Genomic DNA, 24585 nt, shown 5'->3' with positions numbered 1-24585 from the left:
TCTTACAAGCCCTTTTAAGCCCGTAGCACACAAAGATGCAAAAAAGAAGGCAGTTTTTGTGAGGAAAATTGCGCTAAATTCGCGCGCAAAAAAAGTGTAAGTGTGATTTTATGCGTGGTGAAAAACTCCTCCATTTTAAGCGCTTGTGCTAAAACTTCCCTAACTTTTTGGGATTCTAATTCAATAAGGATACATTTTTGCACTCTCAATCCTTGCACGACTTTTTGCTTGCATTCTTGCAAGGCGCGCGAATTTTGCGCATTAATACCAACAAAAACATAAGGATTATTTTCAAAACGCACCACAACGCGCTTTAAAAGTGCAAAAAACTCTAGTGCGCAGGATTCTAGTTTGCAGGATTCTTGCGGGGGTGCAAATATTTGGTCGAAATTCCCGAAAATCATTTCTTTTCTCTCAAAAGTTCAAATACAAGCATCAAACACAAAATCACAAACCATTAAATGCGTAGTTTTCGTCTAAAATTGCCTTTATCTCTTCTTTACTTAAACGCTCATTTTTCAAGAGATTTTCAGCAATGCGTAACAGCACCGCCTTAGAATCTGCCAAAAATTCCTGCATTTGCGCGCGCGCAGATTCTAAAATCTCTACAATATCGCTATCATCGGTAATAAGCCGTTTTCCCATTCCATATTCCTCGCACATTTGCGCAGCGATGAGCTTTGCAAGGGAAATATCCTCTTTTGCGTTGCTAAAATTTTGATTATAAATCATTTGCACCGCGATACTTCCAGAGAGGTGTATTTTGATTTTATTGTTCATTTCATCTTTACTCACAAGCTCTTTGTCAATCTCTTTGAAACTTTCACTTATCAAAGAGATTTTATCAAAATCAATATCCAGCCAATACGCACTCAACGCCTTTGCGCTTTGATAGAGTGCGAGGATATTTTTTTCCTCCTCGCTATAACTTAGGATTTTTTTCTTACCTAAAAGCACCTTGTCTTTGGTGTTTAAAATATCCTCTTTTTGTATCACGCCACTTTTACGCCGAAAGGCACAAAGCGCGGCTTCATTCACAAGTGCCGCAATCGCAGCCCCGCTAAACCCAACGCAAAGGCGCGCAATCTCTTGCACATCAAAATCATATTTTTTATTCCGCAAATACACTTCAAAAATCTGCATACGCTCACTAAGCGAGGGCAACTCGACATAGATTCTCCTATCAAAGCGCGCAGGGCGTAAAAGCGCTTCATCAAGCACATCAATTTTATTTGTCGCGCCAATAACAATCACTCCGCTAGAATCTTCAAAGCCGTCCATTTCTGTCAAAAGCTGGTTGAGTGTCGCCTCCCTTTCATCATTGCGCGTGCCTCCACGTGCCTTGCCCACCGCGTCAATTTCATCGATAAAGATAATACTAGGACTCTTTGCCTTAGCACGCAAAAACAACTCCCTTACGCGTTTTGCGCCCATTCCGACATAGATTTGCACGAAACTTGAGCCGCTTTGATAAAAAAATGGCACGCCAGCTTCTCCTGCCACAGCCTTTGCAATCATAGTTTTCCCAACTCCTGGCGGTCCGATTAAAAGCACGCCTTTTGGTAGTCTAATACCTAAATCTTGGTATTTTTTGGGATTTTTAAGGTAGTCAATAATTTCAATCAATTCTTCTTTAACAAGCTCAATCCCTGCAACATCTTTAAAAGTCGTAGCACTCTGTATTGGGCTTTGCAACGATGGCGCAAAGTCGCCTCCTTCAAAAGTTGGCTTTTGCCCTATGGTGCCGCTTAAGTTGCTTGCATTAATATCAAATTCTCTTTTTGGCTCTAGTTTTGGGGGTTTTGCCTGTGTAAAAAGCATTGAGATTGCCTTAATCATCACTGCCAATCCGATGAAAATCACGACAAAAAGCCCAATTTCATTAAGAAAAGAATAATTGCGTTTTTGCTTCACTTGTAAAACAATCTTTGAATCTATCTCATTTAAATTTAGAGAATCTCGCGCCACTTTATAGCGCGTGTGCTCGTGCAAAAAGCTTGCCTCATCATCTTGCAAGGTAATTTTTTGCGGGTTTAGCTCTCTTAATTTTTGACTAAATTCATACGGGCTAAGCAGCACGCTTTCATCTCTAAAGAGTAAAAATATCGCAATAATCGCAGCGACAAGCAAAATAATAAGCGAAAAAGTGAGCATTTTATATTTTTGCATAATTTTTTCCTTTCTGCGGGACATATTGGCTTACTTCCAGCCACTGCCCATTTTCAAGGGACTTGAGGGCAGATTCAGAATTTACTTCTAATTTGGGATTTGTTTCTAGTGTGATTTTATTAAAAAACTCATCAAGCCCAAAAAATTGATTTTCTTTGCTTGATTCTATCAACACTTGCAAGGGCTTAGAATCTGCGCATTTTTGATACTCTAGCCTAGCTTTGAGATTGTTAGATTCTACAATTTGTTTGAGAATATGCAAGCGTTTTTTTGCCTCATCGCCCAAAGTGCAATTTTTCAGCCCACTTGAGCGCGTGCCATTCCTTGGAGAATAGATAAAAGGGTGCAAATGCGTTATTTGCATTTCTTTAAAATTCTCCAGTGCCTCTTCCCACACTTGCGCGCTTTCCCCCGGATGTGCGACAATAAAATCTGTGCCCAAGAAAAATCCTTTTTCGCGTAATCGCGCAAAAAGTGCCTTATCGCTTTCTACACGATTTTGACGATTCATAATCTCTAACATTGTGTTGCTTGTGTGTTGTAACGCAATATGCAAATGCTTTTCAAAAAGTGGTGATTGGATAAGCTCTAAAAATTCCTCTGTTATTTGACTTGGCTCTAGACTTCCTATACGCAGGCGCTTTAAGCCCTTGAGTTTGAAAATTTCTTTCACTAGCGCGCTGATATCACTCCCAAAATCCCGACCATAGCTTCCGACATTCGTGCCGGTTAGGATAATTTCACTCATTCCAGAATCTAGCAAGTGTTGCAATTGCTCTAAAATCTTTGGCATAGGGAAACTTCGTGCCTTGCCTCGCACACTTGGGATAATGCAATAACTGCACGCAAAATCACAGCCTTCTTGGATTTTCACAAACGCGCGCCTTTTGCCGACAAATTCACTCACAAGCGTGCTGTCAATATGTTCTGGCGTTTTTTCCTCATAAAAAAAACGTTTTTTTTCAAGTAAAAGCGCGTTAATATTTTCTTTCAAACTATGCGGGAAAGTGCCAAAGGTCGTGTTTTTTTCAAAATTTTGTCTGCCTTTGGATTCTATCCCGCAACCTGTGAAATAAAGCTTTTTGCTATCTTTAAATTTATTAATGTAGCTTTGCACGCCAGAATCCGCTCCATTGGTGACGGTGCAAGAATTTATCACAATAATATCCGCGCTCTCTTCATTTTGCACACACTCAAAGTCCTTTAGATTCGCAATCATTACCTGTGTGTCAAAAAGATTGCTCCTACAACCAAAGGTTTTAAAAAATACACGCATTAGATTCCATCTTCCTTGTTATTTGGTGCAAATGGCGGGGTTTTTGGCGAAGCATTATGCGCGTAGCTAACGTAATTAGGGTGGCTAGAATGGCTAGTGTGGTGCGCGTTAGGATTTTGCAAATCCTCTGGCATAAAAGGTTTATTGCCAATTCCATCGCCTCCTTTGGTGACAATTTTTGTCGTTTGGTAAGCGATATGTATGTCATCTTCTTGCAAAATATGCTCAATGATTTCAGCAGAAATCGTGCTTCTAAGCGTGAGTGTAGCGTAAGAATTGACTTGATACCAAAGCGAAATCCTAATGCCATTTGGCTCTAGCATACAAAAAGCGCGCGTTTCTAGATTCATATTGCGTAATGAGAATCTATCCTTTAAACGCTCCATACGCTTGCGTGTGATTTCTGTGTAACCTTTGGAATATTTTTTACCAATCTCGGTGGCGATTTTAAGTGCTTTTTTATAATTGCTATCAAAAGTAATGGTGAAGTCTATCCCGTCCCACACAGTTTTGATGCCAGCGTGCGTGTAGTTTGCAAGAAGTGTGGTGAAAACATAATTATTTGGGATAAAGATAATGCGCCCCGCACGGCGATTTTCCATATAAGAAGTAAGCGTAATGTCCTCATAAATCGTAAGACGTAGCACAGAAATATCAAGCACATCGCCCACATACACTGCGCCATCTTTGATGACTTTAACCCTATCGCCTACATGTACGCTTCCTCCAAGCACGATGACAAACCACCCAAGCACACTCATAAATAAATCTTTCATCGCAATCGCCAAACCAGCTGATGCAAAACCCAAAATCGCCACCAAATAAGTTACATTCTCCAAATATGAAAAGAGCAAGATAATCGCCACAAGGCTAATATTTAAAAAATTAATCACTTTATTTGCGGTATAAACGCGCTTATCGTCTAAATATTTACGCAAAGCAAGCTTAATTGAAAGTGCGATGAGGATAATTGCCACGATAGCAATCGCAATAGAAATCATCTTAAAAATTTGCTCTTTAATCTCGCCTTCTAATGAATTTTTCACATCATCAATATTTTTGAAATAAATCTCATTGGAAGTTTTGAGAATCTTTTGCGCCGAGCCTAGACTTTGGATCATTTTTTTAAGCTCTAAAAGTTGCTTCTCATACTCTTTTACTTTTGCGCCTTCATTTGGAATACTGCGATAATGCACGGCTAGTATTTGAGAAATATCATATTTTTGCTCCAAATTTTCAAGCAAGCTATCAAGCATTTTTTGGTTGTGTTCCATTGTGTTTTGATGGAGTTGCAAATTTTTAATAAAAGAATATCCACTCACAATTAAAATTGGATTTGTAATATGTGGAACGTCCTTAATATCTGGTGTATCAAGGAGTTGGTCATAGGGATTTTTAGCATAAGATTCTACAAGCTCAAGCTGCTTTTTGAGCGTTTGGAGAGAGGATTTGAGTTGGTTAATTTGTGAAATATCTTTAGTGTGGGATTCTAAGGTACTAAGTTCAGATTCAATCCTTTCAATCTCTTCGCTCAAATTCCCATAGGTTTTGATATTTTCATACTGCTTTAGCCACGGATTATTGCTTTGCACAATGGTTTGTTCAATGTGCGCAAGCTTAGATTCTAGCGCTTTTACTTCAGCAACATTTTGCCCAAAACTCACACTTGCAAAAAATAAACCACAAAGAAAAACAATCACCTTCACTTGCTAAATTCCCCTAAAACTTCCATAATCACGCCTTTGTCTATGTCATTGCGTATCTGCACACCGCCTAAACCTTGTGGTAGGATAAAAGTGAGTTGAGAATCCTTGCTCTTTTTATCAAGGAAAAATTTTTCATAAAATTCCGCGCAATTGCTAATTTTGTAGCGCGTCGGTAAATTATAACGCTCTAAAAGCTTCTCTATACGCGCACACTGAGAATCTTGCAAGAGATTAAGTTTGTAAGCAAGCCTATTTGCCATATTCATACCAATTGCCACGCATTCCCCGTGCAAAAAGCTACTATAGTGCGTGAGATTTTCAATCACATGCCCAAAAGTATGCCCATAATTAAGCGCGGCACGGATTCCCTTTTCTTTCTCATCTTCATTTACGACCCTAGCCTTTATCTCCACGCTCTTTGCCACCGCGTATTGCAAATGTTTAAAATCACTCAAATCATTTTGCTCTAAAAATTCAAAAAACACTTCATCAAAGCACACCGCCATTTTGATAATCTCCGCCACACCCGCGCTAAACTCGCGAGAATCTAGCGTTTGCAAAAAAGAAAGATTTGCATACACGGCTTTTGGCTGATGAAAAAGCCCGATAAGATTCTTACCAAAATGATTATTTATACCCGTTTTTCCGCCAACGCTTGAATCTACTTGTGCTAAAAGCGTTGTGGGAATCTGCATAAAGCTTACACCTCGTTGAAAAATCCCTGCTGCAAAACCCACAATATCACCCACTACACCACCACCAAAAGCCACAAAACAAGAATTTCTATCAAGGCGATGTGTAAAAGCGCATTCTAAAATACTTTCCACGCTTTGCATTGTTTTGTAGCGCTCGCCATCTGGGATTACACACACATACACTTCTTTTGCTTGGATATTTGCTAGTAAGCTTTGCAAATGCAATCCCGCGACTTTGGGATTTGAGACAATAAGCACCTTGCTTTTATGCGCAATTTTTGGCAATGTGTTTGCAATATGGACTTTGTAGCTGTGGGCTGGGGTTTGAATTGAAACTTCCTGCATAAAAATCCTTTATGAATATGGAATAAAAATTTGTGGATTTTTCTCTATAAGGAAAGAAAGCGTATGAGAATCCACCGACACAAACGCGAGCAATTTCGTGCGCGTGATAGAGCTATCAAAGGGAATAAACTGCAAAAATACTTCTGCATTTTGTTGTAAAAATAAAATTGGGTTAAAAGAGTTTGAAAGCGTTATTTCTGGCTGTTGAGAGAAAATTTTTGCAAGATTCTCAATGTTATTTAAAAGCGTGTGTTGGTGGTTTGAATCTGGGTCAAAGTCATAGAATCTCGTGCCAAGCTGTAATTGCCTAGAAATATCAAACATCACGGAAGCAATATTTTCCGCCTTTTGCAAATTAGAATCCACAATCAAAAAACTTCTTTTTATTTGCTCTATGCGCTCATTTCCCACCTTTAGCACCGGCACGCCACTTTTATAGAGGACTGAACGATTTTTGCGTGAGAAGAAAATATCCTGATTGATGATGATAAGCCCCGGACGCTTTTTGGTGTCGCTTTCTAAAAGTGTGGGAAAATCACTGATTCTATATACAAAATTTAACTGCACTTTTGGCGCATTGCTTTTTGCGATAGTTTCGCGGATTTTGTCCAAAAGCTCCATATTTGCGGGATTTAATACTTGTATAACAAGCTGATTGTTTTTTAAATGTTTGTGCAAAAAAAGCGCATCTTCTAGCGCACCAAGCAAAGAAAGCTCTTCTGACAAACTTGCATCAACATAGAGAAAAATATCCTTCCCAAAAGGCGAAGGAAACTGTCCAATATCGCTTCTTGCGCGCCTATACACATCACTTAGCACGACAGAATCACCTGCCACAAGCAACACATCATTTGGCAAAATCACAAGAGAATGCGAGGCTAAAATAAGCTCGGCTCGGCGATAGATTCCAACAATGCGCCATTTTTTTTGCTGGATTGAACCTATGTGGCGATAGGAAAAAATGCTTCCCGGTGGCACAGCGATTTCCATCAACTCACCTTGTTCTAGCCCAAAGCCCCTAGGGATAAGTGGGACATTTGGGAGACGTTGTGTAAGGCGATTTGCGACAAGATTTTCAGAATCTATCACGACTAAATTTGTATCAACTTCACCTTTTTTTTGTAAATCCTCTCGCAATGTAACCGCCGCATTATCCGTGCCTTGCGCTGTGTGTGTGGTAAATTCGTGGTTATTAAAAAGCACGATTTTAATTTTTGGATTAAACTCACGCACCAAATCATACAGCACAAAGCGCTCTTTTGGATTCTCAATAATAATAAACACATCTTGCAAAGTCTCTTCAAAGATATTTGAAAGCCTAAAGGCAGAGGTGTAATCTAGCACAAAAGCCTCAATCGAGCTTGGAATCTGCGCGGGGAGCATTGCGCTGTCCTTACAAACGATGATATAAGAGTTATTATTAAAGTATTGTGTCACAATTTTTTGGATAAAAATCTTTGCTACAATTCCATCAGCAAGCACGAGTGTTTTTTTCAAAAAAGTCCTTAAAAGCGCAAAATTAAGGGTGCATTATAACAAAAAGTAGTGTATATTTTAGGAGTTTTGTTGATGCAAATACAAATCCAAAGCAAGATAGATTCTCAAAACAATGCAAAAGCGCGCGCACTAAGTTTGCATTTGGCTCACGGCGTAGTAGAAACGCCTGTGTTTATGCCTGTTGGCACGCAAGGCTGCATAAAAGCACTTGATAGCAATGATATAACACATCACATTGGCTCAAAAATTATCCTTGCAAATACCTACCATATGTATTTACGCTTGCAAAAACAAGGTATAGATTCTGTAAAATCTACCCACTTAGGTGCGATTGAACGTTTGAGATTTTTTGGCGGGATTCACAAATTTGCAAATTTTAGCGGAAATTATCTAAGCGATAGCGGGGGATTTCAAGCATTTAGCTTGGGGAAAAATGTAAAAATTAGCGATGATGGCGTGGAGTTTAAATCCCACATTGATGGGAGCAAGCATCTTTTTACGCCCAAAAAAGTGCTAGATATTCAATACGCACTAAATAGCGATATTTGTATGGTGCTAGATGAGCTTGTGGGATTGCCCGCGACAAGAGAAAGGCTACAAAAGGCACTTGAACGCACAATACAATGGGCACAAACAAGCCTACAATACCACCTAGAGCAAAAGAAAAAGGACGCAAATCCCACAAATCATCTTTTTGCAATCGTTCAAGGTGGGGTGGATTCCAAGTTGCGCAAGGAATGTGCGCTAAGATTAGTAGAGCTAGGCGATTTTGATGGCTATGCGATAGGTGGGCTCGCTGTGGGAGAAAGCGCGCAGGAAATGCAAGAGGCGATAGAATTTACCACGCCCTATATGCCTGAAAATAAACCGCGCTATCTTATGGGCGTAGGCACACCACAAGATATTTTGGAAGCTATCGCGCGCGGGGTGGATATGTTTGATTGTGTGATGCCTTCTCGCAATGCGCGCAATGCTAGCATTTTCACAAGCAAAGGCAAACTCAATATTAAATCCTCGCGCTTTGGGCTAGATACCAAGCCACTTGATGAAAACTGCGCGTGCTATGTGTGCCAAAACTACTCGCGCGCGTATTTACATCATCTTTATAGAAGTAGTGAGATTACCTATCATAGGCTTTCTACTATCCATAATCTCTATTTTTATCATCAGCTCACCCAAAATGCGCGCAAAGCTATCTTGCAAAACCGCTTTTTAGTATATAAAAAGCAAGTTTTAGAGGATTTGGCGCAAGGTTGCTAAAATTTAAGAATCTAAAGAGCTTAAGGAGTAAAAGTAATGAATCCTCTAAAAGTCCTCCTTGCAGGCACGCCAGAATTTGCAAAAATCGTGTTTGAGGAGATTCACAACAAAAATACTAAGCATAATGAAAATATCGAATTTGTGGGACTTCTCACACAGCAAGATAAACCAAGTGGGCGCAAAATGCAACTTAAAGCGCCAATTTGCAAGGATTTTTTTTCCCACCATTTCCCACATTTGCCAATTTTGCAACCAGAACGCGTAGATTCTCAAACCTTGCGCGGACTTGAAATTGACCTTATCCTTGTCGTGGCATATGGATGCATTATTCCCCAAGAGATTTTAAACCTCGCACCTTGTGTGAATATCCACGCTTCGCTTTTGCCACATTTGCGAGGCGCAAGTCCGTTGCAACAAATGATTTTAGAGGATTTAGATTTTTTTGGCGTAAGTGTTATGCAAATGGAAAAGGGCTTAGATTCTGGCGCGGTGCTAGGATTTGGCTACATAAAAAACACGGGGCAGGATATACAAGAGCTAGAATCTAGCCTTGCAAAACTCGGAGCGCGCGTATTTTTACGCACTTTACAAGAAAATATTCTGCCACTGAAGCAATGTGGTGCAGATTCTACTTATTGCAAGAAAATTAAAAAAGAGCAAGGGCTGGTGAGATTCCACGATGCGCGCGGGATTTTTAACGCTTATCGTGCATTTAGAATCTGGCCTAGTGTATTTTGTGAAAATGGACTTAAACTTAGCGAAATACTAGGATTTAGGAGTGATGGGCAATTTAGAGCCGGTGAGATTCTAGAAATTACCAAAGATTTTGTGCGTGTGGGCTGTGAGCGCGGGAGTTTAAAGATTTCTAAGATTCAGCCACCAAGCAAAAATACGATGAGTGCATTTGCGTATTTGCAAGGCGCGCGTTTGCAAATTGGTGATATCTTAGGCGCAAATTAGAACAACTTAATTTACTTTTTTTTGTTAAAAACCACAAACAACCAAAACACAACAACACGGAGTTTATTATGACACAAGAAGAAATTTTAGAGATTCTCAAGGGCGTGATTTATCCAAACTTTCAAAAAGACATCGTAAGCTTTGGTTTTGTCAAAAATATCGACACCACGAGCACGCCACCTAGCATTGATATTAGCATTCCTTCAAGCTCAAATGAAATCCTCACAAAACTCGGGCAAGATATTTTACGCGCGCTAAAGGCGCATAACTTAGAGCATACAAAAATAAATATCTCTACCCCAGAGCCAGCACCAAAACCAGAGCCGCAGAGTAAAAATCTCGCACCACAAATCAAACATTTTGTGATGGTGAGCTCAGGCAAAGGGGGTGTGGGGAAATCCACAACAAGCGTAAATCTCGCCATTGCACTTGCCCAGCAAGGCAAGAGAGTAGGGCTTTTAGATGCGGATATTTATGGACCAAATGTCCCGCGTATGCTAGGACTGAATGCAAATAAGGCAGAAGTTGATGAGGCGCAAAAAAAGCTTATCCCACTAAAAAGCTATGGCGTGGAAATGATGAGTATCGGCGTGCTGTATGAAGAGGGGCAGAGCCTTATTTGGCGCGGTCCTATGGTGATGCGCGCAATTGAGCAGATGCTTACAGATGTGCTGTGGAGCGAGCTTGATGTGCTTGTGATAGATATGCCACCGGGCACGGGCGATGCACAGCTGACATTTGCCCAAAGTGTGCCAGTGAGTGCTGGTGTGGTTGTCACTACGCCACAAAAAGTGAGTTTAGACGATAGCGCGCGCAGTCTAGATATGTTTAGCAAGCTCAATATCCCAATAGCAGGCATTATTGAAAATATGAGCGGTTTTATTTGCCCAAATTGCGGGGAAGAATATGAAATTTTTGGCAAAAGCACCACAAATGAACTTGCCAAAAGCTATGAAAGCACACTTCTAGCGCAAATCCCACTTGAGCCCAAAGTGCGTGAAGGCGGGGATAATGGCAAGCCAATTGTATTTTTTGAGCCACAAAGCAGAAGTGCAAAAGCCTACTTGCAAGCCGCCGAGACACTCTCACGCTTTTTGCAAAAGGTAGATTCTCAAAAACTTGCGAACAATCAGGCTATCCAGCCACGCTAAAAACATTGCAGATTCTTACTCAATTGCCACTTAAAAGCAACTAACTCTTAGAATCTGCAAGCACCTCACTTCTCTCCTCTGCTTTGAATCTCACTTAAAGATTCTAGTGCTTTTACCACGCGTAAGGTGTGTGTGCGGTAAAAGATGAGATTGTCTCTTGCACGATTTTCAATTTCGCTAATGAGTGTTAAAAAACATTCTATCGAAGCATTGAGTGCGAGTTTTTGCGGTAGCATTGGGCTTAATGTCTCACCTAGGCGGTATTCCACCATTTTTTGATACAAGTCATTACGCGTAAGATTCTCATTGACCACCACACCACTTTTATAAATTTTAAGCTTTTCGCGCTTTGTCTCATCATAAATTGCGCTCTGATTGCTCCCGCCAATGCTTAACTCACGCACTTTTGTAGGAGAAAGCCACGAAACATGGATAAGCACAATCACGCCATTTTCTAGCTCTAGGCTAATATTGGCAAGTGCGGGATTTGGGTGGTTGAGATACTTTGTGCTAAACACGCTCGCGCGTCTAATTTCTAACCCCACCAAATAATCAATAATGCTTAAATCGTGTATCGCCAAATCCCAAATAACATCAGTTTGCGCCTGAAAAAGCCCCAAATTTATGCGTCTTGCAGTGATTGAGATAATATTACCAAAATCACTAAGATTTTCTTTCAAATATTGCACCGCAGAGGAATGCAAAAAAATATGGTCGCAATAAAGCACAAGATTTTTTTTCTCTGCTAATTCATACAATTCCAATGCTTGCGCATATTGCAAACACAAAGGCTTTTCTACAAAGCAATGCTTACCAGAATCTAGCACCTTTTTTGCAAGCAAAAAATGCGTGTGTGGCGGAGTGATGAGAAAAACACACTCGATATTTTTATCACCCAAAAGTGCGTCAAAATCCGTGTAATGCTTAAGGTTTGGGTAGGTTTTTTGCGCTAATTCCACGCGCGCGCAATCTATCTCACAAAGCGCGTAAAACTCTGCCGCGCTAACCTCACAAAGCGTGTGCGCGACATTCACACCCCAATAGCCATAGCCCACCACAGCACATTTTTTACCAGCCATTTCCCTACCTTTTTAGTGATACAATCACAAAATTTCTTTTTTTGGAGCAATTAATGTGGCATTCTAGCACTTCTTTTGAGCCTTATTCCCAAAATATGCTTGATACGCATTTAAGCGCGCTAAAACGACGAGAATCCTTGCTTGATTTTAGAGCACTAGGACGCACGCTTGCATACTGCCCCTTTACCTCAAGGGTGAGTTTGGAGGATTTCACGCGCAAAGATTCTAACGCAAATAAAGCTTGTGAATTGCCACCAAATGAGTTGTATGCCTTTATACAATCCGCACAAGAGCTTGAAGCCCAAGACAATAAAAATGCGTTTTTTTGCATTGATACGCTTAGGATTCTGCTTTTTTTAGAACAAGGCGCACCCAAACAAAGCCTCCTCCAGAATCTAACTTTTGAGCATTTGGAGTTTCTTTCCCATCTGCGCCGTTATACAAGCTTGCCAATTATCCACAAAAGTGCGTTTGTAAGTGAATATGAGATTCTGGAATCTGCCCTTTATGGCGCGGATTGCGTGCTTTTAGAATCTAGCCTTTTAAGCGCAAAAGAGCTAAAAAATCTCATCCTCTTTGCTTCGCGCCTTATGCTCACGCCTATTTGCATTGTGCGCGATAGTGCTGAAGTCAAAAAGGCGATTTTTGCGGGCACGCAGGCACTTTATCTGCCAAGCAAAAGTTATGATTCCCTCCTTTCACTTTTGCCACAAAGTTGCGTGATTTTAAGCCATTTAACCCCAGAGACGCTCGGGCTTGATGTAAGTTTTGGCGTTTTAAGGAAAGATTAAAAGGCTTTTAGTTAAAAACACAGCTATTTTTCACAACCAGTATTCAAGGAGAAAAAATGTCTTTATTGATAGGGGATGAGTGTATAGCCTGCGACGCGTGCCGCGAGGAGTGTCCAAATACTGCTATTGAGGCAGAAGATCCTTTTTATGTGATTGACCCAGACCTTTGCACGGAATGTGTAGGGTATTATGATGAGCCTAATTGTGTTTCAGTTTGCCCTGTGGATGCGATTATACCAGATCCTGACAATGTTGAGAATATCGAGGAGCTACGTTATAAATTTGAGCAACTGCAAAGGTCAGAATAAATGGCAAAAGTCACCAGCGTCATAGATATTGGCTCAAACTCGGCGAGAATGGCGATTTTCCGCAAGACAAGTCGTTTTGGATTCCATTTAATCTATGAAGTTAAAAGCAAGGTGCGTATTTCTGAAGGTTGCTATGAAAATAATGGGATCTTGCAACCCGCGCCGATGCAACGCGCATTAAGCGCATTAAAAGAATTTTTACAAATTGCAAAAGCTCATAAAAGTCGCAAGCTTTTTTGTGTGGCGACTTCTGCCCTACGCGATGCACCAAACGCAAAGGAATTTCTCACGCGTGCAAAAAAAGAATGTGGGCTTAGTATCAAGGTCATTGATGGTAAAAGTGAGGCGCTGTATGGCGGAATTGCGTGTGCGAATTTATTGTATGAAAAAAATGGTATTACCATTGATATTGGCGGTGGTAGCACGGAATGCGCACTTATAAGAGATGGGAAAATCATTGACACCATTTCGCTAAATGTAGGCACAATCCGCATAAAAGAGCTGTTTTTTGACAAAGCAGAATCTAAAGGGCGCAAGGACATAGGAAAAAATAATGATAAAAATGAAAGCAAAGGCGATATCCTCGGCGCAACTCATTACATTAAGCAAGAGCTTTCAAAGCTAGACGCGCAATATAAAGATTCTGTGATTTTTGGCATAGGTGGGAGCATACGCGCACTTTCAAAGCTTATAATGAAGCAGACAAATTACCCCTTTAATCGCATTCACGGCTATGAGTATGAAATCGCTGAGCACAAGGATTTCTTTGATAAGATTATCCACGCGCCTATACACAAGCTGGAATCGTTTGTCCCGCAAGATAGACTTGATACTATTCGTAGTGGGACGTTGATTTTAAGCCTTTTTTTAGAACATTTGCAAGGTAAGCGTCTTATTACAAGTGGCGCGGGTGTGAGAGAGGGCGTGTTTTTGGCGGATATGTTAAGAAATCAAAATCTGCATTTCCCACCAAATTTTAATCCCTCAATCGCGTGCTTGCAGGATAGATTCTCTTTAGATGAAAAGCAGGCAAAAGCACTCAAACAAAGCGCGCTAAAGATTTTTGACGCACTTCTGCCATTGCATAAATGTAACGAGGAATTGCGCAGACTTTTAGGCATTAGCGCGTATTTAAGTCAAATTGGCGTGGTGCTTAATTTTTATCAGACAAATTTGCACGGCGCGTATATTTTACTAAATGGGCTAGAGTATGGCTTTTCGCACACACAGCGTATTATTATCGAGCTTCTCATACAATATAGCGACAGGAAAATTCCTAGACAGGAAGCACTTTTAGGCGAGGATTTGCCTAGTCTTGAAAAATTGCAATATCTAAGCTTTATCATCGCGCTTGCACAAAGTCTGCATAAAGGTGGAAATATGCCAAAGCTACGCTATGAGTTTGATTACACGCGCTGCGAGCTAAAGATTTTCACAAAAGATTCTCTCTATCTCTGCGCAGAATCTCTACCAAAAATCCAAAAGCCAACTTCTAGCCTAGAAATCACCATTATCGAGGAATAAACTTGCTGAAAATTGGCATTGTCCGCCTCTCCGCGCTTGGTGATTGTATAGTTAGCGTGGCATTTTTGGCTTATTTGAGAGAAACATTAGAATCTAGCGGGCAAAAAGTGTATATCACTTGGTTTGTAGATTCTCGCTTTGCGGGAATTTTACAAGATTCTCCATTAATTGATAGGCTTGAAGTCGTCAAGCTTAAAAACACAAATTTGTGTCAAAAGTTTGCTTTAAGAAAGCACTTGCGCGCGCTTGAAAAGTTTGATATTGTGCTTGATATGCAGGGCTTGCTAAAATCCGCGTTTTTGGGCGCAATGCTAAAAAAGCGGAAGTTTATCGGCTTTGGCTTTACAAGCGCTAAAGAATCTTTGAGTGCGCTTTTTTACACAAGACGCGTAAAAATTGATTATGAGGAAAACATATTAAAGCGCAATGGATTGCTTATTTTAGAGACTTTGGCAGAATCTGGGATTAGAAAAGCGTGGGATTTTTGCACGCAATTAAAGGGCGAGGATTCTCAAAAGCTGCTAGAAACAATGCTTTATAAGCGCGCGCGAGGCTTTGCTTATAGCGCTGAAGCGGGTGTGTTTGTGGAGCGAATTTTAGAACCAAATAAAAGGCTTATCATCTTTGTGCTTGAAGCATCAATCCCTTCAAAAACCTATGGAATTGCGCGGTTTAGCGAGCTTATCGATTTATTAGATGAGCGATTTTGTGGGGGTAGCGATGCTCATAGCGGAGTTAATGGTGGCGATACAAGCGGTTTCGATGAGGGTTTCAATAAGAGACTTAATGAATGTTTTGATGAGGGCGCACAAATTATTTTGCTTTCCCACACAAACACTAGCAAGGCGCGCGAAATAATGGCGCTCAGTAAGGCTCACAATGCAAATGCGATGGGTGCTTCTAAGCTCACGCTTACGCCACTTTGCGGGCTTAATCTTGATTGTATTAAGGCACTGGTATCAAAGGCGGATTTGCTCATCGGGGGAGATACGGGCATCACACACCTTGCGTGGGCGCTTGGACGCGATTCAATAACGCTTTTTGGCAACACACCACAGGAGCGCTTTAAGCTCATCGGTGCGCGCAATCTTGCCTTAAGCGCAAACACAAACGCGCGCTACAAAAAAGATGATTTTTCAATCAACCTTATTCCACCTTACGAAATTGCCACATATGCGATGGGGATATTAAGAGAATCTAATGAGATAAAATCATTATAATAATATTTCAATAACTTTTTTGCTAGATTCTCACATTTCCACAGCAACAAATAAAATTAATCCAATGGATATACCAATAATGTTACTAAAATCAAAGAAATCATCAAAAAAAATTTTAAAGAATCTAATACCCACTGCACTATGCGTTTTCAATTGCTCTTTCATATTCAAGAGAACAACTACAAAATAAATAAATTTTTTAAAACAATTTTAAGGTAATCCATTGACACAGCAGCATTCTTTATTTGATTTAAGAGAATTACAGCAAGAAAAATCTACAAAAGCAAATTTTACTTTTAAAGAGCATTTTTTACAGAATCTTAAAGCTAAAAATTTACATTACAAACGTTACACCAAAAGCCCCTTGCGCTATGGTGGAGGCAAAAGTCTAGCGGTTGGGTTAATCCTAGAACATTTTCCTAATGATACAACAAGGCTTGTTTCGCCATTTATGGGCGGGGGTAGCGTAGAAATCGCAAGTGCTTTAGAGCTTAATTTAGAAGTCAAAGCCTTTGATATTTTTGATATTTTGGTGAATTTTTGGCAAGTTTTGATTGCGGATTCTTAAAGATTCTTAAGCGTATTAGTTTTGTAAAAACGCTTGCACGGCGCGGATTTGCTCCATTGTGTGTCTGCTTTCTTGTTTTTTTTGCTCTAAAAGCTGGATAACTTGAGAAAGCAACTCCCTTGCTTGGAGCTTAGATTCTAAAGGTGTTTGTGAGAGGTCATCTGGGAGATTGACTGAAAGCTCAAAGGCACGTTTTTCGTCCTTTTGCAAAAGCGCGATTTTGAGCTCGTCAAGCCAATGCGTAGTTTGCAAATTCAAAAGCTAATCCATATGCAAAAGCTCTTGCGCATTAACTTCGCGCCACGCTTCAAGCAAGCCTCTTGCGACATTTATAACAATATCAATTTTGCTTGTATCATTAGTGACATTTGCTTGTGTGAGAAGTTTAATCTGATGAGTGTAAAGCCCTGTGAGATACGCAGCTACATCGCCACCTTTTTCATAATCAAGGGTATTTAGCAACTCTGTGAAAATATCAGTCGTGCGGTTGATATAATAGATTTTTTTCTCAATATCACCTGCTTCCATATAGCGCTTTGCCTGCGCACAAAAACGCAAAATCCCCTCATACAACATCTCCACAAGTTTAACCGGAGATTCTACCATTACAGCATTTTGTTGATACAGATTGTAGGCGTTGGTGCTTCTCATTGTGTCCCCTTATTTTTTGTTATTTGCCACAGATTGATCAATCATCATCTGCACGCTATTGAAAGAATTATTTGTTCTTGAAATCTGCCCGTCATAAGCCACAAAACGTTGCGCCATCAAGTCATAACGCGTATCAAGCATAGCATTTGCCTTATTTCTATCTTCCTTGAGTTTTTTATCTTCTCTCGTAAGACTTTCTTCGAGCAATTTCAATCTTGAGTTGCTACCATCGACCAATTTTGCAAGTTCTTTATCAAGCATTTTAAAAACGCCATCAACTTCAATTTCTCGAAATTCCCTTGTCGTTATTTTGCCTTGAAAAAACTCTTTTGCGCCCTCTGGGTCGCTATTTAGCGCATTGCGTAAAGTCGAGGTATCAAGCGACATAACGCCCTTTTCATTGATACTTATACCATATTTGACAAGCGATTGTCGCTCAATCCCCGCACCCATCGTGTAGGAAAAAATCTTATTAAGCGTTGGACGTATCATACGCACATCACTATCGCCATTAAACACACCCGCGATTTTAGAATCTTCATCAAAACGTGTAAGTTCATCGACTTTCATACTAAGCGCATTGTAAGATTCTACAAATTTTGTAAGGCTTTCAATAATCGCCTCATCATCGCGCGTAACATTAACAATCGCTGGCTTGCCCGGCTCTGTGGTAGAAAGTAACTCAAGCGTAATCCCACTTGCCACATCATCAACATTATTGCTTGGACGGCGCATTTTAATGCCGTTGTAGCTAAACTCCGCATCTTGCGCGGATTGTATATTTTTAATCTTAAAAAGATCGCTTTGCGTCTTAATATAATCCATACTTGAGCCACTGCTCACGCCCCAAGATTCTAGCATCTCTTTGCTCGCGCTGTCATTTGCTGGCACAATAGAGACTTCACCTGTATCAGAGTTGATAATCACCTTGCCATCTTGCGTTGCACTTGAATGCAATCCTGCGATATTATCAATCGCTGCTGCAATAGCCTTGGCATTATCATAAGAGGTGTTATTTTTCTTTGTAATCGTTGCGAGATCAAGTGGGACAGAACCAATAGTAATTGTGCCTTTTAGCAAACCTGCTTGAATGGGTTTTGTGGTGACTAAATCTTTATTTTCAAGATTATCCTTGCTTGTTGTAGATTTAAAGCCTAGCTCCCTCGCTTTTGCGCCACCTACTTGGACTTCATTCCCCCTCCTGTCGTTGATGATAAGAGAATCTCCCTTTGCCCCAAGCCCGATATTAATATCCCCATTTTCTAGCAAACCTTCAAAATCAGAATCTGCCTCTATGGCTTTGAGTATCGCTTCTTTGAGCGCGACTGCGTTATCGCTTGTTTTAGAATCTGTGCCGGTTTTTAGGCTGATATTTAGTGTTTTGCTCACACCTTTTGCTGTGGCAAGCGTTATGCTAAAGTCATCATCTTTAATATCTAGCGCGCCTTTTTTGATTGTATCGCCATTGATGAGTGCGCCAAAGTAGATTCTATTTGATTCGCCGGTTTCTCCGGAGTTTATCATTAGTTGATAGGGATTGCTCCCACCGGTTTTCATAACCGTGCCAATCACTTCGCCACCCGTCTTATCAGTGATAAGCTGAGCGACCTCATCAAGTGCCATTCCCGCTTTTATCTCAATCTCGTAAAACTTGCCTTTTGTGAAAAAATTAAGCGTTGCGTCTTTTTGTGTAAAGACAGAATCTCTTTCCGCAAACTTCGCGCCAACTTCGTTTATATCAGATTTTGCGATGGATTCTATATCAAGCTTAATATCTTGCACCGGCACGCCAGCAGTGATTGTGGCTTTGAGCGCATCTCCTACGACATTGCTTGAACGTCCCAAATAAGTAGAATAATCTGCGAGCTTGCTTGTGTAAGATTTGATTTCTCGCACAGCGCTTGTAAGCTCCACAAGCTCGGTTTGCTTTTCGAGGTTTTTTTCCATCTTTTTTTCAAGTGGCTTGATTTGTGAAGCCTCATCAGCTTTGCGCAATTTTTCAATCGTGTCGTAGTTAAGAACATTGCTCCCAATGCCTAGAGAGCTAAGTTTTCCTAGTGCCATCTTTGTATGCCTTCTTTAATAAAGAATTATTTTAAGAATCTTGCCTAACCTTTTTTATCAAAGATAACGCCAACTACTTCCCGCATACGCTTCATAAGCTCAATCGCCTCCTGACTAGGAATTTCACGGATAATCTTTTCCCCGCCATATTCCTTCACCGTAACCGTAAGCCCGGGCAAAGTTTCATTATACGCAAAGCTGATGCTCGTGCCAATGCGCTTCATTTCGTCATTGAGCTTTTTGCTTAGCTCGACTAGCTCATTTTCTAGCTGTTTTTTGCTTTCTTTGGCTGATTGATCATCTACAATTTCTTGCGCACTTTGTAGTTTTTGCGCCTCTTTATTTGAAACCTGCGGCATAGATTTAACCATATCAACAAGACGATGCTGTGCCACCTGTAAATCATTTGTAACAATACTCATCTCTAGCTTCCTCCTTGAAACTTAAACTAAAAGGATTGTAGCGTGCAGTATCGACTAAATAAAACTTTTTTAAAATCTCTTAATTAACTTTAATAAGCTGAAGTGGATCGATATGCTTGTCTTTTTGGGTTACTTCAAAACTTAGCTTTTCATTGACTTTTCCTATAATGTAACCCTTTTTGATATGCACACCGGGTTTGATTGTCGCAGAAATCTTATCCAAATACGCATATACGGTGTAGAGCGAATTTGTATGCTCAATAATGATGACTTTTTTAATCACAGGATTTTCTTTTGCAAAGACAATCCTGCCGTCCAACACGCTTTTAACATCAGCATTTCTCTTTTTTGGCACAAGAATCACATTTTCATAAAAAAATTTCATCTTATACACCGGGTCAAATGTCGGACCAAACTTCTGCTCCACCATAAAAGAATCTAGCGGCGCGATAGTCTTTGCACCTTTATAAGCGATAGTAGAAATATCTTTATACGCGCTTGAAGCGATTTTTATATTTTTATCCGCAGTGATTGTGCGCTTTTGTTGTGGCTTTTTGGCATTATCCTCTTCTTCTTTTTTGATTTTTTCCTCGATTTTTTTCTGATTCTGTGCTTGTGTGATTTTGAGATTGTTTAAAATAGAATCTAGATTCTTGCGCTCATTGTTGATTTCTTGTAATTTTTGATTATAAATTTTTAGCTCGCCTTGCATGGAAAGAAGGACCTGCTCTTGCTTCGTCTTAGCAGATTCTAGCTCATTTTTTTTCTTCGTGCTTTCATCGATTGAGTTTTGAATCTGCGTGATATTTTTTGAAACCGCAATAATATCATTGCTTAATTTTTGTTTTTGCGTATTGAGCGTTTTTATGCGCTTTTTTGTGTTAGCAAAAAGTATCATATATGCCTCGCGGGAAAGCACATCTTCGGGGGATTCTATATGTTCGCTAAGCATATAAAATGCCAGCCCTTGTGAAAAAAGTGTAAGAATCTCATTTTCTAGCGCACTTTGTCGCTCTAAAAGCTGTTTGTGGCGCTTTTGATTTTCCTGCAAGGCTTGCTCTTGTGCGGAATATTTATTTTTATTTTGGTTAATTTCTTTCTGCAAGCTTTCAATTTGAGAATCTAGCCTTATCACCTCATTATTTTTAGCTTGAATATTTTTTCCAAGTACTTCTAGCTTTTGGCTAAGTTGGGTTTTTTCCTTGTTGTTTTGCGCAAGCTTTTGGGTGTTTAGTGAAATGTCTTGCTCGATATTTGCAAAAACATTTGTCGCAAAAAAAACACAGAAAAAAAGCCTACTAAAAGCGCGCATTACAAATCTTTTTGCTTTAAAATCACAAATGCCACAGATACAAGCGAAATCACAATAGAAGAGAAAAGTAAAACAAATAAATCACTCCACACTTTCACAATCTCTGAAGTCACTTCTAGCGCTTCGGCGATATTTAGGGCAAGCGCGCTGTCTTTGAAATAAAGTAGCGCGATAACACTTAGTGCTGTGGCGACAAAAGAATCTATAATCGCAAGCTTAAAAAGTATGCTATTACGCATCCAAGAAGGCGCGCCTAAAAAGCTCATAATCTCCATTCTTTCACTATGCTCAAATTTCCACACCTCAATTTGCTTCACCATTAAAAGCGCACTTAAAAGCGCAATGAGCACAGAGAAAATCACCACCGAGCCTTTGATAATAAGCAAAAGTTTATACACTTGAGAATGCGATTTCACAAAGGCTTCAACCTTTAGCACGCCATTAAGCTTAAGCAAAGTCGAGCGGATTTTATCCAAACGCTCTTGGTCTGGGAAAACGGATAGGCGCAGTTTATAAAAATAGGGCAATTCTTTTTGGATAGATTCCACGCTTTCTTTGCTAAGATCTTTGCGTAAATCATTCATTAGAGAATCTGTAGCCGTTGGCGTAAGCTCACTTGCTTCTCGTATAAAGCTTTGCACTTTTTGTAAGGTAAGCACTTCTTTTGAAGCAATAACGATAGAATAGCTCTCTGCGAGTTTTTGCTCGTGTGTGGCAATTGCGCGATTGACAAGTAAAATGCTCTCCAACCCAAAAAGTAGCGCGAGCAATGGAATGATTAAGGCAAGATGTCTTTTAAGAGAATTCATATACTACCCCTTCTTCAATGTGTAAGCGTCTGTAATTAACATTTAAGCGCTCTGGCAGGCGGTGCGTCACTACAACCACGGTTATGCCAAGCTGTTCATTCACGCCTTTTAAAAGCCCCCAAATAAGCTCGCTTGAGTAATCATCAAGATTCCCTGTTGGCTCATCTGCTAGGATAATAGCAGGATTATGCGCGAGTGCGCGCGCCATTGCTACGCGTTGCTGTTCCCCACCACTAAGCTCTAAGGGGAATTTATTTGCCTTATGCGAAAGCTTGATATGCACCAAAAGGCGCTCAACTTGAGATTTACAAATTTCTTTCTTATAGCCATTTATCACCATAGGAAGCATAACATTTTTTTCGATATTCCATTCTTTCACAAGTTTATAGTCCTGAAAGACAATGCCTATATTTTGGCGCAAATAGTGAATCCTTGCCTTTGAAGCGCGAGGCATATTGATACCATAGACCTCTAACGAGCCACCTTTGACAGGCAAATGCCCATAAAGCGAGCTTAAAATCGTGCTTTTCCCGCTACCACTCGCCCCGGTGATGAAAACAAATTCTTTTGCATTAATACTAAAACTTGCATTTTTTATGACATTTTCATCATTTTTGTAGCCCAAGTTCAGATTCTTTGCTTCTATGATTGTGCTCACAATTCTTCCTTTGAAGTTAGGATTTCACAAAGCAGCTTATGTGCGTTCAACGCGGCATTTGTAGGGAGCAAATCCTTGCCAACATAGCGCGCTGTGTGATTTTGAATCAAAACAAAACTATTTTGAGGTTGGTAAAAATCCCCAAAACTCACACTCACAATAAAACAATCTTTGTTTTTGTATATGCTATTAATATGCAAAAAGCAATCCTTTTTTAACACTTTTGGTAAATTTTGTGGATTTTTTGCAAAAAATTGCGCTTTTTTGTAAAACACACTTTGTTGGGCTTTGGTGAAGTGAAAATCCCCACTTGTTTGCGCGGGCGTTTGACTTAGCACATTTTTATACACAAAAACATCATAAATATCTTTTTGCTGCCTTCGCCAGCGCGCTTCATATTTACTCACCACACTAAGGCTTGCATTTTTTTCCACACGATATTTGGTATGCGTGCTTTTTAGAATATTCAAAGAATCTTCAAAATACCCCTCATCATCAGTGCGTAAATGTAAGAATCCACCCATTTTTAGCGCCCGCAGTGCGTGATGCAAGAAGGTTTTACTAAAAACACGGCGATGAGGTTTTTTACCCCACGGCACAGGGAAATGCAAGTAAATAACACTTAAAGAATCTTGTGGCATAAGCTCCAAAAGCAGACGCACATCGAGATTTGAAATATAGAGATTCTCTAAATTGAGAAGTTTTATTTGACGCAGGGCTTGCTCAATGGCGGGCTTATAAATCTCAAGCCCCAAAAAGCGCGCGTTGCTTTTTTCTTTTTGCGCATTTGTAGCGAGATTTAGCAAATGTCTGCCACTGCCAAAGCCAATTTCAAGGCTTAGATTTTCTACATTTTTAGAATCTTGCAAAAAGGCGAAAACTTGCTGGGGTGTAAGCAAAAACTCACTTTGTGTGCTTTGTGCGGGTGTGTTTGGCGAGAGATTATGCGAAATTGTAGAATCTAACTTTACACTAAGGATTTGCAGGGCATCTTTTGCAATGCCAATGGGCGTTGGAGTAGCATATTTGTGGCATTTATACAAATAGCGCGCGCAAGAGGGTGTATCCTTTTGCTTCAACGCGTCTTTTCTTTTTAATGTGTCTTTTTGTTTGGATAAGATTCTGATAAAAAATTCCTCTTTGTTTTTGTAGCGCACCAAAACAAGCGAGCTTTCTTCAAAAAGGCAGTTTGTAGCGCAAAGGAGAAATTCAAACTCCCCGCTTTGAAAGGGCAAGATTTCAGAATCTAAAGATTTTGTAGCATAAAAATGTGGCATAAAATTTCTATTTAACTTCCTCGAAGTTGCTCTAAGCGCTCTTTGCGCGAGCCTATATCTGTGATTTGGATTCCAAAGTTCCCATCGACAATCACCACTTCCCCGCGCGCAATCACCTTATCATCGACAAGTATATCAAGTGGGTCGTTTGCGAGCTGGTTAAGCTCAATCACACTTCCTATATCCATCGAAATAACATCTTTTAAAAGCATACGCTTTTGCCCGATACGCACGCGCACATTTAAGCGCACATCTAAAATCATATTGATATTTTTAAATTCTGTCGGACTTAGCGCGGGTGCGGATTCTGTATTTTGCATGTTTTGGGCACTAGGCTGTGGTACGTCAAAAAGCTTGACAAAAGATTCCGAAGAAAGCAAAAGAAAATCTGAATGGATAGAATCTAGATTAAAACTAAAAATATATGCCTTTTGAAACTTGCTTAAATCCATACTTTGCGAGACAAACTCGATATTTGTGCATTTGAAACTAAGCCTTGGTAAGTCTTTTTGTGAGCTCAAATTTGTAGAAATTGCGCCAAAAACATTTGAGATAATCTCTTTTAACGCGTCCAAATCATCGCTATCAAGCGTATCTTTTGACGCACCATCACCCCCTAGCATCATATCTGATAGCGCGCTTCCCATAACTGAGGGCACTACAATAGCAATTATCCCGCTTCCTTCGCCACTTACTTCAAGCGTGGCGATAGCATAGGAGCTAGGCAGGGATTCTAGGCTCACATTATCATCGCGTGTGTGCGTGATACTTGCAGTTTTCCCCATCAAGCCTTCAATGGTGGTGATACTTTCAGTGATGATTAAATCAATGAATCTTTTCATA

23 protein-coding genes and 1 pseudogene are annotated in these 24585 nt (G+C 40.1%); 8 read left to right on the top strand and 16 right to left on the bottom strand.

From position 1 onward, the window contains the following. Window positions 1-14: 14 nt before the first annotated feature. Genes A3217_RS00420 through A3217_RS00395 form a run of 6 tightly spaced genes read right to left on the bottom strand, consistent with a single transcriptional unit; the run spans window position 15 to window position 7688 of the window. Window positions 15-404, bottom strand: coding sequence for a hypothetical protein (locus A3217_RS00420; protein WP_066386641.1), 390 nt, complete (start codon window positions 402-404; stop codon window positions 15-17). A gap of 43 nt (window positions 405-447) precedes the next feature. After that, window positions 448-2169, bottom strand: a complete 1722-nt coding sequence (locus A3217_RS00415) for an AAA family ATPase (protein WP_066386640.1) — start codon at window positions 2167-2169, stop codon at window positions 448-450. Beyond that, complete coding sequence (gene mtaB, locus A3217_RS00410) at window positions 2156-3445, bottom strand: tRNA (N(6)-L-threonylcarbamoyladenosine(37)-C(2))-methylthiotransferase MtaB (protein ID WP_066386638.1); 1290 nt, start codon at window positions 3443-3445, stop codon at window positions 2156-2158. The genes A3217_RS00415 and mtaB overlap by 14 nt, the downstream gene beginning before the upstream one ends. Further along, window positions 3445-5151, bottom strand: a complete 1707-nt coding sequence (locus A3217_RS00405; protein WP_066386635.1) for a mechanosensitive ion channel domain-containing protein — start codon at window positions 5149-5151, stop codon at window positions 3445-3447. The genes mtaB and A3217_RS00405 overlap by 1 nt, the downstream gene beginning before the upstream one ends. Then, entirely contained in the window at window positions 5148-6191 is a 1044-nt protein-coding gene (gene aroB, locus A3217_RS00400; RefSeq protein ID WP_066386632.1) for a 3-dehydroquinate synthase, read from the bottom strand. The genes A3217_RS00405 and aroB overlap by 4 nt, the downstream gene beginning before the upstream one ends. Before the next feature lie 9 nt (window positions 6192-6200). Beyond that, entirely contained in the window at window positions 6201-7688 is a 1488-nt protein-coding gene (locus tag A3217_RS00395) for a COG3400 family protein (protein ID WP_066386630.1), read from the bottom strand. Between the two features lie 72 nt (window positions 7689-7760). Here A3217_RS00395 and tgt point away from each other — a divergent pair, with 72 nt between their 5' ends. From tgt to A3217_RS00380, 3 genes are all read left to right on the top strand, one after another. Beyond that, window positions 7761-8948 carry a tRNA guanosine(34) transglycosylase Tgt gene (gene tgt, locus A3217_RS00390; protein ID WP_066386628.1) on the top strand — a complete coding sequence of 396 codons (1188 nt, stop codon included), beginning with the start codon at window positions 7761-7763 and terminating at the stop codon, window positions 8946-8948. Between the two features lie 36 nt (window positions 8949-8984). Continuing rightward, on the top strand, window positions 8985-9908 hold the full coding sequence (locus tag A3217_RS00385) for a methionyl-tRNA formyltransferase (protein ID WP_066386626.1): 924 nt from the start codon (window positions 8985-8987) through the stop codon (window positions 9906-9908). A 68-nt stretch (window positions 9909-9976) separates the two neighbouring features. After that, window positions 9977-11059 (top strand): Mrp/NBP35 family ATP-binding protein, encoded by a 1083-nt coding sequence (locus tag A3217_RS00380; RefSeq protein WP_066386624.1) that lies wholly within the window; start codon window positions 9977-9979, stop codon window positions 11057-11059. 65 nt (window positions 11060-11124) lie between these two features. Here the strand turns inward: A3217_RS00380 and A3217_RS00375 are convergent, their stop codons facing one another. Next, window positions 11125-12138 carry a Gfo/Idh/MocA family protein gene (locus A3217_RS00375; protein WP_066386622.1) on the bottom strand — a complete coding sequence of 338 codons (1014 nt, stop codon included), beginning with the start codon at window positions 12136-12138 and terminating at the stop codon, window positions 11125-11127. A 53-nt stretch (window positions 12139-12191) separates the two neighbouring features. Here A3217_RS00375 and A3217_RS00370 point away from each other — a divergent pair, with 53 nt between their 5' ends. The 5 genes and pseudogenes from A3217_RS00370 to A3217_RS00350 all read left to right on the top strand — a co-directional run. Then, window positions 12192-12929, top strand: coding sequence for a beta/alpha barrel domain-containing protein (locus tag A3217_RS00370; RefSeq protein ID WP_066386620.1), 738 nt, complete (start codon window positions 12192-12194; stop codon window positions 12927-12929). 56 nt (window positions 12930-12985) lie between these two features. Further along, on the top strand, window positions 12986-13237 hold the full coding sequence (locus A3217_RS00365; RefSeq protein WP_066386617.1) for a YfhL family 4Fe-4S dicluster ferredoxin: 252 nt from the start codon (window positions 12986-12988) through the stop codon (window positions 13235-13237). After that, complete coding sequence (locus A3217_RS00360; protein ID WP_066386615.1) at window positions 13238-14761, top strand: Ppx/GppA phosphatase family protein; 1524 nt, start codon at window positions 13238-13240, stop codon at window positions 14759-14761. 2 nt (window positions 14762-14763) lie between these two features. Then, window positions 14764-15981, top strand: a complete 1218-nt coding sequence (locus tag A3217_RS08885) for a glycosyltransferase family 9 protein (protein ID WP_066386613.1) — start codon at window positions 14764-14766, stop codon at window positions 15979-15981. 298 nt (window positions 15982-16279) lie between these two features. Beyond that, a pseudogene (locus A3217_RS00350) lies at window positions 16280-16543 on the top strand (DNA adenine methylase); the annotation flags it as partial. Window positions 16544-16564: 21 nt separating this feature from the next. Here A3217_RS00350 and A3217_RS00345 read toward each other — a convergent pair. The 9 genes from A3217_RS00345 to fliY form a co-directional block, all read right to left on the bottom strand. Next, on the bottom strand, window positions 16565-16807 hold the full coding sequence (locus A3217_RS00345) for a hypothetical protein (protein ID WP_231860245.1): 243 nt from the start codon (window positions 16805-16807) through the stop codon (window positions 16565-16567). A gap of 3 nt (window positions 16808-16810) precedes the next feature. Beyond that, entirely contained in the window at window positions 16811-17200 is a 390-nt protein-coding gene (gene fliS, locus A3217_RS00340) for a flagellar export chaperone FliS (protein WP_066386612.1), read from the bottom strand. Window positions 17201-17209: 9 nt separating this feature from the next. After that, window positions 17210-19264, bottom strand: a complete 2055-nt coding sequence (gene fliD / locus A3217_RS00335) for a flagellar filament capping protein FliD (protein WP_066386611.1) — start codon at window positions 19262-19264, stop codon at window positions 17210-17212. A gap of 44 nt (window positions 19265-19308) precedes the next feature. Next, window positions 19309-19686 (bottom strand): FlaG family protein, encoded by a 378-nt coding sequence (locus tag A3217_RS00330; RefSeq protein WP_066386609.1) that lies wholly within the window; start codon window positions 19684-19686, stop codon window positions 19309-19311. A gap of 79 nt (window positions 19687-19765) precedes the next feature. Then, on the bottom strand, window positions 19766-20998 hold the full coding sequence (locus tag A3217_RS00325; RefSeq protein ID WP_066386605.1) for a murein hydrolase activator EnvC family protein: 1233 nt from the start codon (window positions 20996-20998) through the stop codon (window positions 19766-19768). After that, the gene (locus tag A3217_RS00320) at window positions 20998-21807 is read right to left on the bottom strand and encodes an FtsX-like permease family protein (RefSeq protein ID WP_066386603.1); all 810 of its coding nucleotides are present in this window, start codon (window positions 21805-21807) and stop codon (window positions 20998-21000) included. The genes A3217_RS00325 and A3217_RS00320 overlap by 1 nt, the downstream gene beginning before the upstream one ends. Continuing rightward, entirely contained in the window at window positions 21794-22465 is a 672-nt protein-coding gene (locus tag A3217_RS00315) for a cell division ATP-binding protein FtsE (RefSeq protein WP_066386599.1), read from the bottom strand. Before A3217_RS00315 ends, A3217_RS00320 begins: the two co-directional genes overlap by 14 nt. Then, the gene (trmB, locus tag A3217_RS00310) at window positions 22462-23742 is read right to left on the bottom strand and encodes a tRNA (guanosine(46)-N7)-methyltransferase TrmB (protein ID WP_066386598.1); all 1281 of its coding nucleotides are present in this window, start codon (window positions 23740-23742) and stop codon (window positions 22462-22464) included. The genes A3217_RS00315 and trmB overlap by 4 nt, the downstream gene beginning before the upstream one ends. Before the next feature lie 11 nt (window positions 23743-23753). After that, window positions 23754-24584: a flagellar motor switch protein FliY gene (gene fliY, locus A3217_RS00305; protein WP_066386597.1), complete on the bottom strand. Its 831-nt coding sequence runs from the start codon at window positions 24582-24584 to the stop codon at window positions 23754-23756. Between the last annotated feature and the right edge of the window lies 1 nt (window position 24585).

The organism is Helicobacter himalayensis (assembly GCF_001602095.1).
GTDB lineage: Bacteria > Campylobacterota > Campylobacteria > Campylobacterales > Helicobacteraceae > Helicobacter_F > Helicobacter_F himalayensis.
Note: the sequence above shows the minus strand (reverse complement) of the source record. Positions and strands in the feature narration are given on the sequence as shown.

Excerpts from the sequence above, each read along its gene's own strand:
- A3217_RS00420 (WP_066386641.1), bottom strand. The coding sequence starts at position 404 with ATGATTTTCGGGAATTTCGACCAAATATTTGCACCCCCGCAAGAATCC.
- A3217_RS00415 (WP_066386640.1), bottom strand. The coding sequence starts at position 2,169 with ATGCAAAAATATAAAATGCTCACTTTTTCGCTTATTATTTTGCTTGTC.
- mtaB (WP_066386638.1), bottom strand. The coding sequence starts at position 3,445 with ATGCGTGTATTTTTTAAAACCTTTGGTTGTAGGAGCAATCTTTTTGAC.
- aroB (WP_066386632.1), bottom strand. The coding sequence starts at position 6,191 with ATGCAGGAAGTTTCAATTCAAACCCCAGCCCACAGCTACAAAGTCCAT.
- tgt (WP_066386628.1), top strand. The coding sequence starts at position 7,761 with ATGCAAATACAAATCCAAAGCAAGATAGATTCTCAAAACAATGCAAAA.
- A3217_RS00385 (WP_066386626.1), top strand. The coding sequence starts at position 8,985 with ATGAATCCTCTAAAAGTCCTCCTTGCAGGCACGCCAGAATTTGCAAAA.
- A3217_RS00380 (WP_066386624.1), top strand. The coding sequence starts at position 9,977 with ATGACACAAGAAGAAATTTTAGAGATTCTCAAGGGCGTGATTTATCCA.
- A3217_RS00375 (WP_066386622.1), bottom strand. The coding sequence starts at position 12,138 with ATGGCTGGTAAAAAATGTGCTGTGGTGGGCTATGGCTATTGGGGTGTG.
- A3217_RS00370 (WP_066386620.1), top strand. The coding sequence starts at position 12,192 with ATGTGGCATTCTAGCACTTCTTTTGAGCCTTATTCCCAAAATATGCTT.
- A3217_RS00365 (WP_066386617.1), top strand. The coding sequence starts at position 12,986 with ATGTCTTTATTGATAGGGGATGAGTGTATAGCCTGCGACGCGTGCCGC.
- A3217_RS00360 (WP_066386615.1), top strand. The coding sequence starts at position 13,238 with ATGGCAAAAGTCACCAGCGTCATAGATATTGGCTCAAACTCGGCGAGA.
- fliS (WP_066386612.1), bottom strand. The coding sequence starts at position 17,200 with ATGAGAAGCACCAACGCCTACAATCTGTATCAACAAAATGCTGTAATG.
- fliD (WP_066386611.1), bottom strand. The coding sequence starts at position 19,264 with ATGGCACTAGGAAAACTTAGCTCTCTAGGCATTGGGAGCAATGTTCTT.
- A3217_RS00330 (WP_066386609.1), bottom strand. The coding sequence starts at position 19,686 with ATGAGTATTGTTACAAATGATTTACAGGTGGCACAGCATCGTCTTGTT.
- A3217_RS00325 (WP_066386605.1), bottom strand. The coding sequence starts at position 20,998 with ATGCGCGCTTTTAGTAGGCTTTTTTTCTGTGTTTTTTTTGCGACAAAT.
- A3217_RS00320 (WP_066386603.1), bottom strand. The coding sequence starts at position 21,807 with ATGAATTCTCTTAAAAGACATCTTGCCTTAATCATTCCATTGCTCGCG.
- trmB (WP_066386598.1), bottom strand. The coding sequence starts at position 23,742 with ATGCCACATTTTTATGCTACAAAATCTTTAGATTCTGAAATCTTGCCC.
- fliY (WP_066386597.1), bottom strand. The coding sequence starts at position 24,584 with ATGAAAAGATTCATTGATTTAATCATCACTGAAAGTATCACCACCATT.